Origin of the sequence: Pseudomonas sp. ADPe, from assembly GCF_014843515.1 — a bacterium.
Lineage (GTDB): Bacteria > Pseudomonadota > Gammaproteobacteria > Pseudomonadales > Pseudomonadaceae > Pseudomonas > Pseudomonas citronellolis.
Map to the genome: position 1 here is coordinate 3,747,014 of NZ_CP062122.1, position 13,339 is coordinate 3,760,352.

The 13,339-nt window shown below is 53.0% G+C and carries 19 protein-coding genes and 1 tRNA gene; 4 read left to right on the forward strand and 16 right to left on the reverse strand.

Annotated elements, in window-relative coordinates; all coding sequences use genetic code 11:
• Positions 1 to 140: 140 nt before the first annotated feature.
• Together IG194_RS16855 and IG194_RS16860 are read left to right on the forward strand one after the other, a co-directional pair.
• Positions 141 to 539, forward strand: a complete 399-nt coding sequence (locus IG194_RS16855) for a hypothetical protein (protein ID WP_135499953.1) — start codon at positions 141 to 143, stop codon at positions 537 to 539.
• A 139-nt stretch (positions 540 to 678) separates the two neighbouring features.
• Positions 679 to 774: transfer RNA gene (locus IG194_RS16860), tRNA-Sec, on the forward strand.
• Between the two features lie 27 nt (positions 775 to 801).
• Here the strand turns inward: IG194_RS16860 and IG194_RS16865 are convergent.
• From IG194_RS16865 to IG194_RS16925, 13 genes are all read right to left on the reverse strand, one after another.
• Complete coding sequence (locus tag IG194_RS16865) at positions 802 to 1,842, reverse strand: tyrosine-type recombinase/integrase (RefSeq protein ID WP_058488275.1); 1,041 nt, start codon at positions 1,840 to 1,842, stop codon at positions 802 to 804.
• Complete coding sequence (locus IG194_RS16870; RefSeq protein ID WP_058488276.1) at positions 1,842 to 3,125, reverse strand: hypothetical protein; 1,284 nt, start codon at positions 3,123 to 3,125, stop codon at positions 1,842 to 1,844. Before IG194_RS16870 ends, IG194_RS16865 begins: the two co-directional genes overlap by 1 nt.
• A 93-nt stretch (positions 3,126 to 3,218) precedes the next feature.
• Positions 3,219 to 4,604 carry a type II secretion system protein GspD gene (locus tag IG194_RS16875; protein ID WP_058488277.1) on the reverse strand — a complete coding sequence of 462 codons (1,386 nt, stop codon included), beginning with the start codon at positions 4,602 to 4,604 and terminating at the stop codon, positions 3,219 to 3,221.
• A 9-nt stretch (positions 4,605 to 4,613) separates the two neighbouring features.
• Positions 4,614 to 5,702 (reverse strand): zonular occludens toxin domain-containing protein, encoded by a 1,089-nt coding sequence (locus IG194_RS16880; protein WP_082996219.1) that lies wholly within the window; start codon positions 5,700 to 5,702, stop codon positions 4,614 to 4,616.
• Between the two features lie 7 nt (positions 5,703 to 5,709).
• Positions 5,710 to 6,081 (reverse strand): DUF5455 family protein, encoded by a 372-nt coding sequence (locus IG194_RS16885; protein WP_082996220.1) that lies wholly within the window; start codon positions 6,079 to 6,081, stop codon positions 5,710 to 5,712.
• A gap of 2 nt (positions 6,082 to 6,083) precedes the next feature.
• The gene (locus IG194_RS16890; RefSeq protein WP_141679714.1) at positions 6,084 to 7,562 is read right to left on the reverse strand and encodes a hypothetical protein; all 1,479 of its coding nucleotides are present in this window, start codon (positions 7,560 to 7,562) and stop codon (positions 6,084 to 6,086) included.
• Positions 7,563 to 7,577: 15 nt separating this feature from the next.
• Positions 7,578 to 7,898 (reverse strand): hypothetical protein, encoded by a 321-nt coding sequence (locus IG194_RS32820; RefSeq protein ID WP_058488278.1) that lies wholly within the window; start codon positions 7,896 to 7,898, stop codon positions 7,578 to 7,580.
• A gap of 830 nt (positions 7,899 to 8,728) precedes the next feature.
• On the reverse strand, positions 8,729 to 9,061 hold the full coding sequence (locus tag IG194_RS16900) for a hypothetical protein (protein ID WP_058488279.1): 333 nt from the start codon (positions 9,059 to 9,061) through the stop codon (positions 8,729 to 8,731).
• Between the two features lie 42 nt (positions 9,062 to 9,103).
• On the reverse strand, positions 9,104 to 9,445 hold the full coding sequence (locus tag IG194_RS16905; RefSeq protein ID WP_141679715.1) for a hypothetical protein: 342 nt from the start codon (positions 9,443 to 9,445) through the stop codon (positions 9,104 to 9,106).
• 199 nt (positions 9,446 to 9,644) lie between these two features.
• Positions 9,645 to 9,911, reverse strand: a complete 267-nt coding sequence (gene pflM, locus IG194_RS33345) for a lysogeny maintenance protein PflM (protein ID WP_160329398.1) — start codon at positions 9,909 to 9,911, stop codon at positions 9,645 to 9,647.
• 2 nt (positions 9,912 to 9,913) lie between these two features.
• Entirely contained in the window at positions 9,914 to 10,141 is a 228-nt protein-coding gene (locus IG194_RS16915) for a hypothetical protein (RefSeq protein ID WP_058488281.1), read from the reverse strand.
• Positions 10,138 to 10,419, reverse strand: coding sequence for a hypothetical protein (locus tag IG194_RS16920; RefSeq protein ID WP_141679716.1), 282 nt, complete (start codon positions 10,417 to 10,419; stop codon positions 10,138 to 10,140). Before IG194_RS16920 ends, IG194_RS16915 begins: the two co-directional genes overlap by 4 nt.
• Positions 10,419 to 10,634 carry a hypothetical protein gene (locus tag IG194_RS16925; RefSeq protein ID WP_058488282.1) on the reverse strand — a complete coding sequence of 72 codons (216 nt, stop codon included), beginning with the start codon at positions 10,632 to 10,634 and terminating at the stop codon, positions 10,419 to 10,421. The genes IG194_RS16920 and IG194_RS16925 overlap by 1 nt, the downstream gene beginning before the upstream one ends.
• A gap of 137 nt (positions 10,635 to 10,771) precedes the next feature.
• Here IG194_RS16925 and IG194_RS32825 point away from each other — a divergent pair, with 137 nt between their 5' ends.
• A complete protein-coding gene (locus IG194_RS32825; protein ID WP_082996221.1) occupies positions 10,772 to 11,041 on the forward strand; it encodes a hypothetical protein in 270 nt (89 codons plus the stop codon).
• Positions 11,042 to 11,581: 540 nt separating this feature from the next.
• On the opposite strand, the gene IG194_RS16930 is transcribed toward IG194_RS32825, so the two are convergent.
• Positions 11,582 to 11,839 carry a hypothetical protein gene (locus IG194_RS16930; protein WP_058488283.1) on the reverse strand — a complete coding sequence of 86 codons (258 nt, stop codon included), beginning with the start codon at positions 11,837 to 11,839 and terminating at the stop codon, positions 11,582 to 11,584.
• Positions 11,840 to 12,013: 174 nt separating this feature from the next.
• On the opposite strand from IG194_RS16930, the gene IG194_RS16935 reads away from it, so the two are divergent.
• Positions 12,014 to 12,253 carry a hypothetical protein gene (locus IG194_RS16935; protein WP_058488284.1) on the forward strand — a complete coding sequence of 80 codons (240 nt, stop codon included), beginning with the start codon at positions 12,014 to 12,016 and terminating at the stop codon, positions 12,251 to 12,253.
• Between the two features lie 136 nt (positions 12,254 to 12,389).
• On the opposite strand, the gene IG194_RS16940 is transcribed toward IG194_RS16935, so the two are convergent.
• Positions 12,390 to 12,986: a GrpB family protein gene (locus IG194_RS16940; protein ID WP_058488285.1), complete on the reverse strand. Its 597-nt coding sequence runs from the start codon at positions 12,984 to 12,986 to the stop codon at positions 12,390 to 12,392.
• Positions 12,987 to 13,050: 64 nt separating this feature from the next.
• On the reverse strand, positions 13,051 to 13,227 hold the full coding sequence (locus IG194_RS16945) for a hypothetical protein (protein WP_160326822.1): 177 nt from the start codon (positions 13,225 to 13,227) through the stop codon (positions 13,051 to 13,053).
• Positions 13,228 to 13,339 lie beyond the last annotated feature (112 nt).

Below are 13,339 nucleotides of genomic sequence, written 5' to 3' on the forward strand. Positions count from 1 at the left end.
CGCGTGATCCGCTCGCGGTCGTGGAACAGGCCGCGCGTGCCGGGGACGCCCAATATCAATACTTTGTCGAGACCGGGAAGCTTCCGGACTCTAAGTGAGGTTGCGTGTCGATTGCGCGAGTCTTCGTAACCGACAGCTTCATGAACCTCCCCGCCTGGCACGACCTGTACGTCGATTTCTACAACCTGAAGGTCTGCGATATTCATCCGTCCCATTGGGGGCGTGATGCCTCTCTTTGGCAGGTGCCTTTCGGCCATGTCCAGTTGACTGATAGCCGAGTGGTCCTGCTGCGCTGGAGCAAAATCGGCGATCCCTTCAAACGCACCGTGAAAGACAGCGAGTCCGAGCATGACCTGTGGCTGCTCTATGCGCAGGACCTCCCGGAAAACCGTTATTTGATGCTGTCCGTATTCGGCCCTCATGCGCATAAGGACTCGCGCTTCCAAAGCTACATCCGCACATTGAAAGTGGATATAGTCGATCCCTGGCTGGATGGCAGGCTTCATTGCTTCGAGCCGCCGGAAGACTATGAGCCGTGATTGAAATGGCCGTTGCTCTTGATGGAAGAAACGGCATTGCTGTTCTGGGCAGTGATGCGTCCAGGGATTTTCGACACTTCTTCGACACTCCACCGGAGTCGGCAACGGAAGCTGGCGAAAAAGCCTTGTAGATCAATATGGAAGGCAATCACGCCCGGTGGCGTGGCCGGGCTTCAAACCCGGTGGGGGACGGCAGCCGTTCCTGGGTGAGTTCGACTCTCACTGCCTTCCGCCACTTCCACACCCCGGAGCCCGCATGGCTCTAGGCTTCCAGCTCGGCGAGCTTAGGCAATTCGACGCCAGTGTCGAAAAAGTGTCGAAAATCCCTGATCGGTCCAAGCATCAACACATCCTGCAAGTGATCAGGCGCAAGGTGCGCATAGCGCATCGTCATATTAAGCGAAGCATGCCCTAGCACCCGCTGCAGAGTCAGGATATTGCCGCCATTCATCATGTAATGACTGGCAAAGGTATGCCGCAGAACGTGAGTTTTCTGACCAGCCGGCAACGACACCCCAGACACCTTCACCGCATAGTCAAAGCTATCCCGGCAGTTTGAAAACAAGCCATAGACCTTGAAATGAGCATGAATCCGAGCCTCAAGCTCTACAGGGATCGGAACCGAACGACGACGCTTCGACTTAGTATTGACGAAGTGGACAGCACCGGCCCGCACACGCTCAGGAACCAACGCTTGTGCCTCGCCCCAACGACAGCCAGTAGCTAAGCAAATCGTCGCCACCATCTCGACATGCGGAGTCTTGCAATGATGCCGCAGCGAGTAAAAAACCTTGGCAATGTCAGCCTTCGACAGAAAAGAAAGTTCACGCTCTTGCAGCTTCAAAGGCCGGACCTTAGCCAAAGGGTCAGGATAATCAATCTCCCCCAGCTGCAACAAAACGTTAAAAAGAGACTTGAGATAGCCAAGTTGAATATTAACCGTTTTCCCACTAATACCAGACGCCAACCGCGCAGCCCGATACGCAGTGTACTGAGCCCCAGTAAGCTCCGAAGCTACCGGATCACCCAACGCCTCAGCCATGCGACGCAACACAAGATCAGTACGCTCCACATCGACCAAAACATGCCCATGAAGCAGCTTCCAACGTTCAATCAGCACCAACAGCCTACGACGATCCTTAGGCTTAGGGTTCCAGGCAGGATTAAGCGCAACCTGAGACCGAACCATCGACTCAAAACGCTGCGCCTCACCCTTTGTCTTAAATTTCTTGCGAAACCGACGGCCCTTAATAGGCTCAACGTCAGACAACCAACGACCGTCCTCAAGCTTACTGATAGTCACTAGACGGCCCTCCCCCAGCGCACAGTCCGCTCCCGAAGCAACTCAGCGACGTGCTTGTAAATCTGATGCTCCCCCTTACCCTTGGACGCGTAATGGTCCCGAATCACAGGCCAACAATCCCATTGCTTTAGCTGCTGAAACGCACGCTGAGCACCGATGCGATCACGCGCAACGATGGAAAGGAAATTCCCTAGAAAAAGCTCCACGTTCTTACCGGAGAAACCCCGAGCCGTCTTGTAGTAGCGCTTGTAAACGGTATCCTCAAGCAAGGAATCCGCCTCAACAGAAACCACCACGTCATCACGAATCAAGGTCCAAAAAGGATCATACATACCGGGCCGAGACAACAGCCGAAACGACCCCAAAGCATAGGTCCAAAGCCCCTGCAAATGCCCCGCTAGCGACGCGAACGAATGCGTTCCAATGCACTCCCCAGTCCGATGCAAAACCGAGCCATCAGCAAACTGGCGCACCACGGAATGATGAAAACGAGCCTCAATGCGATAAACCGGCTTTTCAGGGTCATAGTTGGAAGCGTCATCAGCGTCAAAAGGATTGTCCGAACGTCGCCATACAGATTCCCAATAATCCAGCTTGTCAATGGCACGTGCCTGTAGCGTCTTGTTATAGATCGCCATTTGCATGCCAGATGCAGAGCCAAATAAAAACGACTGGCCTCGCCCATAGGTCGCCACATTCTCATCAAAGCAAACCGACTGAATACCCGAATGGTCACGCTGTGCCCTAGCACGGCAATGCAGGCGAGCCACCAAATCAGCAGGTGGTACCCAACCCTGCACATCAAGGGCAACGTGCACCGCACACTGATTAACCTCGCACTGATCAAGCACCTGAGCCGCAAACCCATCAAGCCACACCTGAAGCTGTTCAGGCGACTTAGAATCGATAGCATGCGGAGACACCTCAATTTTAAGGTGAGAGCCCACCACATCAGCTTTTTCGTTGAAATTCTTGACCAAAAGAATCAAGCCAAGATCAGCGTTCTGAAGCTTGCACTGATACCCCGAATCGCGCCCCACGCGACCGGCATGCCACCACTCGCCTGCAAACTCCACCATGCCGGGCTCTTCAAAAAGCGCCAGCACCTGAGGACGAATCAGTCCCTTGTAAAGCTGGCGAACGGTATCCACGCCACACCGAAGAATGCGAATGCCTGACAGATCGGTGATGGCAGCCGAAGAAGGATCAACGAAGAGCCGCCCCCGCGAACTCTCTTCCCCCGTAAGCACATCCAGACGTTCCTGATCCTTAGCCTTTTTCATTCCCCAATTCCTTCAACAATGTGCAGTAATGACCACTTGGAAAACTGTTTATAAGACGTGCTACAGGGGCGTCTTTGGGCCCCCGGGCGGCCACTAGGGGGCGTCCCCGTGCTGCGCCCGACGCCGCCCCCTATCGGCTCGCCCAGGGGCCTCAGAATCGCCAATGCCGAGCGTCGGCAGAGCCAGTTGGGCGGCTACCTGAGGAGCAGTGAAAGGGGCTTGAGAGAGGTCGGAGAAAGGCTTACTCGGGTCAAACACCCGAGCGGAAAGCATGACCACAAGATTGGATGCCTTAGTCCGCTCAGAATCGAACCGGAAAAGGCGCCCCACCACCGGCACATCCGATAGCAGTGGCACCCTCGAGGTCGACTTATCCGTCTGTTCCGAGCGCAACCCACCCAGCAATATCCCCGAGCCATTGGCAAGCTGCACCTTGGTGGAGATACGCCGCGTATTAGTAATGATATCGGCGGCTGTCTTGTCGTTTGAAACACTAGAGGCATCCTGTTCAATCGTGAGTTCGATCGAACCGGAAGGCGTAATGAAGGGCGTTACCTTGAGCGTAACGCCAACATCCTGCCGCGTAATGGTCTGATAAGGATTGTCCGCAGGCGTAGCGCCAGACGTAGTGGTACCCGTGATGAAAGGGACATTCTGGCCGACGACAATGCTGGCCTCTTCCCGATTGAGCGTCAGCAGCTGCGGAGTCGAAAGAATACGACTACGCCCGGTGGACTTCACCGCCTGAAAAAACGCGCCCAAGGTCGGACCGTCAAACGTCAGGCTAAAACCAAGGTCTGAATAGTCCACCTTACCGAAGGCAGTACCGCTAAGGCTCAACCGATTATTCGCAGCCGTAACATTGAGCCCCAGCGACTGAAAATCATCATCCGAGAGTTCAGCCACAACAGCGGTAATCATCACCTGCCGCCTAGGCCGATCAATCTCTTTGACGACCTGGCGCACCACCTCAAGCTGATCCACCGTCGCAGTCACGATCAACGCGTTAGACGTAGGCGAAGGGGAAACCATCGCTTGAGCTTGCCCAGGCATTGCCCCCTTGTTTGACGCTTGATCGGCGGCCATTCTGGAATTCAGCACATCGCGAACAGACTCAAAAGCAAAATCTGACTGTAGATGCTGAAGTTGAATAACCTCTGTTTTAAATGCCAGCGGAGTAGGCATTTCCTTAGAGCTAACCTGAATAGTCTTTGCGTCACTCGAAAAGTAAAATCCAGCCGTTCTAACAGCTTGGCCTACTAATTCTTCCAGCTGCTGCGGAGTATCATACTTGGCATAAATAGACAAAGGCGCCGACTTCAAATCAGCGCCCACAATTAAAGACTTTCCAAGATGGGCAGATGCCCAATCCACCAAATCCATTACGGTGCCTTCTGATATATCAATTGCCTCAGTGGCGTTAACCACAGGCGCAAGCACCATCCCAAGAGCTAATAGCCCTCTTGCCATATAAGACATGATCAATCCCTAGCGATAGATGGAAAGATAGTCACTGTCACGAACTAACAGAGCCTCAGAGGCACCCCTGTCTTTAACAGTGATGTTCTTTACTGCAAAATCTTTAGAGTTAATGCGCTTGCCGTCCTTAGTCTCAAAAATATATCGAACTCCGTCCGGGAAGCGCTGGAACGAAACTATCTTGTAGTCTGAGAACTCTTCTTTTAGTTTCTTAGTCGCTACAGGAGCAGCTACAGGCTTAACACCCTCGGCCGCTGAAGAAGACGCAGAAGGGCGGTACGTAGCTGCAAAAGTCACCGAGGCGGCAAAGACCGCACCAACAAAGAAGCCCGTAATTACACGAGTGCGACGGAAAAAGATTTTCGTTGTACGCATGTAGAACCCCGCATTACGAACAGCCGCCGGGAGCTTTCTGCGCCAATATCCCGGAGGCAACATTGAATAGCAGCCTTTGTCGTACTCTTTGTCATATTCCTGAGTGGTATCGTAAAAATCATAAAACTCTGACCCGCGATAAAACCACTCATCTACCTTCATTGAATTGAACTTGGCGCCATATTTAACAATGGCGTAATGCATCTTGGGCAAGCATCCATTCCAAAAGCCAAGACTCAAGATTCGACCAATAGAACTTAAGAACGGAACCTTTACGCGATCAAGGCGATTGATATAAACAACATGTTCAGCAATCGATTCACGAACTTGCTTATCGATCACATTGATGTTCTGGACAATAAGCCAAAGGTCCCAGCGCCGTTTGCGGAGGAATAAAAAGAACTTGAGAAGGTCAGAGCGCCCGCCGGAATTCCAATCGCGGGAGTTCAACCAAACGCCGGCTTCATCAAGAAAAATTCCACCAAACTTTTCCTCATCGTAAACATCGCAACCAATACCAAGACCAACCAAGTCATCAGCGGTAGGAAGATCAGGAAGCCGAACAAGGCGAGAGTGCTTATTGTTCGGCCGGCAAAGCTTATCCATCCGAACATCAACATTTACCGCAACACGCCGACCTTTCTTGAGATACTCAAGTATCTTCATTACGGCAAGCAGAGTCTTACCGGCACCAAGTTTGCCGGTGACGATATAAACGGCCATGGCAAACCTATGCGTTTTCGAATTTTTCAGTGATACGGATAACCCACATGAAGATAAGCGACTTCAAACGGGCTAAAAGCAGAGTAGAAATAGCAATGGAGAAATTGCTAGGAATAAACATGCGACCGATAACAATTAAATCATTAGGTGCTTGGGCAGCAATGCCAGAGCCAATCGCATTCAACGCCACAGTAAAAGCAGTGATAGCCGCGCCAATTGCTCCAATAACAAGAATAATCATTCCAAGCTTGCTAAAGAACTTGGCTATGTACTCCAGCAGTGGTCCGATGATTGGCGATATAAAACCAATGAGAAAGCGTGAAAGCTGAGCAAAGAAGCGGGGGAAAAGCTTTTTAAGAAAACCAATTATCCAGCCCATGATTAATACCCCGATTTTGCTGCTTTCGTATCTTCAAGGCGTAAGCCCGAATAGAAAATCTTCCAAACGCCAATAATGGTCCAGCACCAGACAATCCACTCAAGCAATGCCCTGACGCGACTCAGAACACAGGTATCAATGTCCATATGAGCCGAATACTTTCCTAGGCTAAAACTTATCGAAAAAATACCGCAGCCCGAAGCAGAGGGGAAAATTCGCTCAAGCGCATTCCCCATATCAATTCCACCACCAAACCAAGAGTCCACCGTAGACTCAACTTTATCCAATTGCTCCTGAGTCTTTTCCTCGCGCTCTTGCTGAACACGATCACCTTCAGTCTTAATCTTATTGCCTATCGCATCACCGGCGTTCCCACCCTTAACCTCAGCTTCAGAGTCAGAACCATCACCGGAGTTGTCGTAATCCTGGCCAAAAAGACCATCAATAATTTGCTGAAGTAAACTATTGGTTTTATCGATTTTAGGGCCTAGCTTTTCGCCCAAGTCATTTATCGCTTGGTTAGTCGCACCAGAGCCACCAGACTGCGGAGAGCTTCCAGGCGTACCGCCAGGGGCCATAGGATCATTGTTTTGATTGCCATCGGCATTACCGCCATTGGCAGGATGATCGGGCGAAGAGGGATCAATTACCTTTGTAGGATCGCTAGGATCAAAGCAAGTTTGCTGACCATTGAAATAGCCACAATTACCCTGAGGTTTATCAGTACTTACACATTGGAATGTACCGTTAAATGTTCCACAGCCCTCATCTTGCTTATAGCACCCATATTGACCATTAATTGTTCCGCAGCCGTTCTCTTCATCCTTTATACAAATAGTTTTTCCACCAGCCGTAACACAGCCAGAATCAGGATTCGTATCGCCAGGGCTAGGCGCATCAGCACAACTTTGCGCCGTGCAGTCTGTCGAAGTGTCACTAGCCTCTTCACCAGAGCCCGTATAATAAGCAGAACAAACAAATGTACCGTCAGGTGATGCATCCGTATTGCAATTGGTTTTTGCGCCATTGGGAATGTATGCGCACCCATCGGAATTCATTTCACGAGGGCATGAAAAAAGATTCGCACTCTTAACATAGGTACAAGACATAGCCACGGCTTTCTTTTTTCCGGCCGTAGCCGAACAATTCTTAGGAGCAGTGCACTCACCGGTAGACGGATTATAAGTGCCGCCATTAGGGCAGGAGTCCCCTGTTCTTTGAACAGCAACACCAGTATGAATAGAACCATCAGACTGACGAATCGCATAACAATGGTAAAGAGTGTCAGATTCCCTAATTACATGATCAAAAGAAAAACCATTACCATAAGGGATTTGAGAACAAACATTCGCAGGCGATGGACCCGAATAAGTAACACCATTCCATGCCGTAGGCGTAAACCAAGAATAATCAACCGCAAAACCAAATTGCCCCCACGCCAGAAGCGTGAGGGCAACCAGTAGGCGGATAGCCGCGCGCATCTACCCGCCCACCCGTCAGGCGCCGGCCGCGGAGAAGATGCGGCTGGCGATCTTGAAGAGAGCGACACCGCCACGAATCACGCCGAACAGGACGGCACCGGCGGCCATGAGCACGCCGAAGGCGGCTGCCAGATCGGTGAAGACCTCGAGAATCTCCGGCGGAACCGTGATGGCGGCATTGGCCATGCCAGCAGTCATGGAGCCCGCGACGACGGCGATTACAGCAGTGTTTTTGATGGAGAAAGCGGCCAGGCTTTGGCCTCCGGCTTTACCGGCCGGAGTCACTTCGCTGGACACACCAACCGGCATGGCCGGCAGCTTGCTTTGCAGTTTCATGAGGTTTTTCCTCTTACGATGCGGCATCAATCAGTTCCTTCCACCCAAGGCGGAAGTGCCCGTAGGCGATGCCAATACCTACAGAACCCACAGCGAGCCCAGCGATAAACAGATACGTATCCCAAGAGAGCGACATAGCCGTTACCTCTGATGCCCATGAATGAGACCCAAAGCCGCGCACTGGACGAGACCGAGGACGAGTTGAAGGGCGAACAAATCGCCCAAAGTGACATTGGCCAGCCAAGCGGACATTTACGCGTCCCCCTTGCCTTCGCAGGCGGCTGAAAGATCGGTAGAAGTTGCCCGGCTGTGCCGGAGGCTCTTTATTGATGGCCCTCCGGGGGCCAAAGGCTGCGCCCTTGGAACGCAGATCAAAGAGCAAAGTCGTAAGGGCTCCGCCCTTACCATCCCGCCCTTCGCCAGGGAGTCAGAGGGGCGGGGGGATAGAGCTTCCCCCGCCCCTATGACTCGGAGGCTGTTTTGTCGGGGAGCCATCAAGGGTTCGCTTCGCCCGTGCCTCCGTTCGCCGGAACGATGAAGCTGTTCCGACGAGCCGGGGGCGCGGCCCTTGACGGGGGCGAGAGTGGCGCCGTCGGTAAGCACGTAAACGGCAAGATCGGCGCCGACCAGGGCCGCGCAGACGCCGGGAGCATCGTCAGACGGTGCGTGGGCAGAGCGCGGCGGCTCGCAGGAAACGGGCCACGCGATGGAGCAGCGGGCCACACCTGCTAGGCCGCCACGGCCCCCGTTTTCGTCCGAACACATCGACAGAGAGGCGCGGCCGGAGAACGGCGCCACGTCAGACGATGCAACCCAGGCGGCGCACATGCTTAGGCCCCAGCCTTGTCACTGGCGGCAGGACGCGACACAGCAGCACCCGCCTTGACGGCTTCCACGTCCACGATGCGCGGTTGCATCTTGCCGCCCGCCGCCTTGACCAAGCGGATATGCAGGTTCAGCTCCACCGGCTCCGTCACCGCAGGAAACTTGTCGAAGACCGACGGTTCGACGCTGATTTTCGAAATCGCGTAAGCGCGGGTATCGGCTACCCGCTCAGTTTCCGGCTGGCGACCCACGAAGGCCGAGACGAAAACGGAACGATCAACCGTAGTGCGCTCAACACCGAGCACGAGCATTTTTTGTTGCATGACTTGATCGAACATAGGAATTACCTCCTAGGGGTTTTTGAAGTGCCCAACCGGGCGTTAAATCTGAAAGCCTGCTTTTACTGCCTCTTCCCGAAATCGCCCGAACTCTGTCTTTTCAAGACGAGCCCGATTAAGCATCCGAGCCAGCGGCATATAACGATGGCGACACCGACGGCACCGAATCGACCAAACGAGAGTCGCGGCATAACCCGGATCAAACGTTTCGGGACTCTGTCTGCAATGCCACAAATAAATCAGAAACCGCTCGCCAACTTCATGCTTGCTATCCTGATAGTTCCAAACAGCCCGGCAACCGGCACTAATTACTGAAATCAGGACAGCCAGCAGCAAGCCAAGCACTAAGAACAAACCCACCCAGCTTGAGAAGATCAGTTCCACGATTAGCTGCCTCTTGCTGCAAAAGAAGGAAATCGGAAGTTTTCACTTGAACCAGGAACTTTTTGGGCGGGTCGCCCGGAGTTTCCCGGCGCGGGGGAATAATCGCGCTCATAATGACCACCAATAAAAGAAGTAGAGAGGAATCCCCAAGTAAGTCGTAACCACGACAACAAAAAAGAAATACAGCTGCACTACACGACTAGGCTCTACGGAAGATATCTCCCGCATAGAACGCCCTAGAATCGAATCCCTCAGCTCTAGAGATACGCCAATCAGAGCGACTACGATCACCGCAGTAGCAAGGTCCACGTACAAATCGCCAAACACCATCCTGAAGATAAATACGGTGCTTACGACAGAAAGGACCATGTATGCGAACAGGGTTAGGGCCCATTCTCTTAACCCAGCAAACCGAGCAATCACAGTCTTCAGCATGAGGGCGCCCCGAGTACTTACGCGCATGCATGGCTACTCCCCAAGGAAATCCCAAGCCTTGCTTTCAACAATTTGCTTCAACACAAAAGCAAGGACCGGGATAAGCAAAAAGAACAGCGCAGCGATAAACAGCATGAAACAAAGAAAGGTCGAAAAGCTGGAATCATTCAAATCAAAAGTAAACTTAAAAAACGAACCAATAGAGGCAAAGAGAATGAAAAACCAAAACCCCAAACCAAGCATGGCTTTCAAAATATTCATGCCAAAGCCCTCCGCTGACGGGCAACCCAAGAAGGCATAATTGGCCCAACATTCATTGCAGACGGGAAACAAGAGTGACTTTTATCGAACTCAAATTGAAGGTTAATAGAAAAAGACCGCAACAGGCCGCTTTGCTCAGCCGAAATTTGAGACGAAACAAAAAGCGCCTCAATAAATCCATCCAGCTTAAATACATAAAGAAGATTTTGCTGAACGGAATCAGCCAAATAAGCCTTTTCCGCAATACACATGATGGATTGAAGAACAAAGCGATCCATTAGAAATCCTCCTCTTCCAGCAGCTGCTTATTCAGCAAAGCCACATTGACCATCAGGTATTTCCCGACACGACGAGTCGGCAGGTAGCCCTGGCGAATCCAGCCACGCACCGTGTCAGTCTCCGAGCCCATGCCAATCCAGACGCAGAAGACCTTCCACGGCAGAAGGGGAGGGGCTGCCGTCAATTCCTTAACCTTTATCTGTTCCAGTTCCATGGGCTTTGCTGCACTATGTTGGTCTATAGGTAATGCGCTTGGTTCACTTGTAGAGGGTAAATAGTGAACCGTTAGAGACATAGTAATAGTGCATTCCAAGAGAGTAAATACTGAACTTGGAGTCTTTTTAGAACCTTATGGAATCAATCCAGGATAGGGCTATAACCTTAATTTATAAGGTTGGACTAGACGACCTAGTGCGGCAATCTGACATCAACTACAGCCGATGGAAGAACCTACGCCACAAAAAGGCGAGGCTTAGCACTGAAGAAATAGAAGTGCTGGTCAAAATTTATCCACAATATGCTTTGTGGATAGCAAGCGGCCAAATCGCACCAGAATGCGGACAGACAAGCCCCGAATACGACGAGGCCAACAGAAACTTGCCCAATCAAAACGCGGGATAGCGATCACCAAGGAAGTGAGTAGGCGCTGGTACGCCCGAGCAAAAGGACAAGGAGCAGAAAATTGATAAGGACAAACAGGCCAATACATATCCATGTAAGCCCAGCAAACCTAGTTGCATCAATTGCATTAGGAATATTTCTAGGGGGAGTCGGCTTAGGAATGGCATGGCACCTATACATGGCTTGGCAACTAAAAATAATCGAAACAAGCTTCATAGAGCAGCCACCCCAAACCTCGCCGCCGCTCAACAGAAAAACACCTCAAGCCAACCCAAATTGCCAAGCATGGACTTCAATTTTCAATAATGAGAAAAACCCACAATACAAAGAAGCGTACCGTGCACGCATGCTGAAGGAATGCCCATAAGTGTCGAAAAAGTGTCGAAAACATAGCCCAGCAATGGGCTACAAAAACCTTGACGCATGGCACCAAACCCAGCAATGACCAGCGTAGACCATTGATAACCAAGACATTTAAAGGGTTCGACTCTCACTGCCTTCCGCCACTTCCCTCCGCTTCTGTCTTTGCTGCGATAACTTTCAGGTTTCGCTGGCTGGCGTCTCGTCGTCGATTACCTGCATTCTGTGGATATCGCTCCATAACAATTCTTCCGGAAAGCGCTGCGGCTCAGCCGGATTGCGCACCAGAAAGTACGGGGGCTCATCCTCCACGGTCAGGGCCACCCCGACGACGCGACCGCGATAGCTTTCAAGATACGGCGCGTCTTTCAAGGTCAGGTCCGCTTGGATGGTCTTGCCCAGCAGTGCGAGGGCGGTGGAGGTGTCGAAATGGGGCATTGGTGTCTCCTTCCGTGATGGAAACTCAGGGGACAGGAACAGGCCGATCCTGGGCAGCAGTCTTCCAGTTCAACGCCTGTTCCGTCAGTATTCATCGGACTTGGGATCACGATGATTTATGGATTATTTCCATAGATCTGCACTTATGGCAATACTCCATAACGGAATTTTTTAATGGCGCAAGGCATGGCCGATAGAGCGCTGTTCTTGCTGGAGCAGACAAGTCTGAAGGATTTGGCTGAGGTGAACAGCAAGGACTACGTGCGCTGGCAGAGCATCAAGCGGGGAAGAGCACGTATTGGTGCTGAGGAGCTGGAGCGGCTTGGGGAGCTTTATCCGCAGTATCGGTGGTGGTTGTTGACTGGAGAGTCTTTGCCCGTTGCCGGGCAACTCAGTCCTGACGAAGAGCAGTAGTTGCAGTCATGGAAAGCTCGGCAGACAGAGCCAGGAAAGCGATGCGGTATGCGTGCCTGCTGCACCACGTAGGATGGCGTTGAGCGCAGCGATACCCATCATCGACCGCATGGGTATCGCTGGCGCTCAACCCATCCTACGTTCTGGCTCCCTGTACCGATCCACCTGAGTCGCGGCCCTCTTGCAGGGCCTTGCCCAGTATCCGGGCCACCAGCTCGTCCTTGCCTTGCGTGTAGGCCTCGCGGTCGGTGGGGAAGCGTTCTGCCAGTCGTTCCTTGAGGCGTTGGTATTCCGCCGCGTCCTGCGGATGGTTGCGCAGCCAGTTGCGGAAGATCAGGTGGCGGTCGGCGTCGGCCAGGTTCATGACGTGGACGTGGTGGGTTCTGCCCTGGCCCCGGGGTGGCATGCCCTTGACGAAAAACATCCGCTGCGGCGCCGGGTTGTCGCGCCAGTATTGGTAGCCGAGGGCTTCCAGCGGGGCGACCAGGCTTTGCCAGTCGGCGTCGGGCGGGGGTAGCAGGAGGATGTCGATGATCGGCTTGGCCTTCAGGCCGGGCACCGCCGTGCTGCCGAAGTGTTCGATCTTCAGGCCGGGCAGGGACAGGGCGCTGGCGATGGCGCCGGCTTCCTCGGCGAAGCGCCGGGGCCAGTCCGGGTTGGCTTCGGCCAGTTCGATGCGGTCGGCTTCGGCGTTGCTCCAGCGTTGGCCGTCGAAGGTGGGGGGCTGGGTCATGGGATGTCCTGGCTGAGGGGCTGTCGTTCGACGTTCGGGCCGGTGCGCAGGTTCATCGTCGTTGTTAGGGCTTCTTCCTCTGTTCCTTGATTCGGTTGCGCAGGTGCTCGAAGAAGGCCGCATCGGCGTGCTCTGTGGGAGCGGATTCGGCGCCGGCCAGAAGGCGGTTTCGCAAGCGATGGCGGTCTTGCGTCCTTTGATCGCTGGCGTGTGGGTTGGTCTGGTCGTCGACGGTGCTCATGGGTCTTCCCGTTTGCAGGTTTGGGCTGAGCCTATTCCTGAGGTGGGCGGGTTGGCCATGCTCTTGTAGGAGCGAGCTCGCTCGCGAACCGCCTCAACTCCGCAATCAGCGG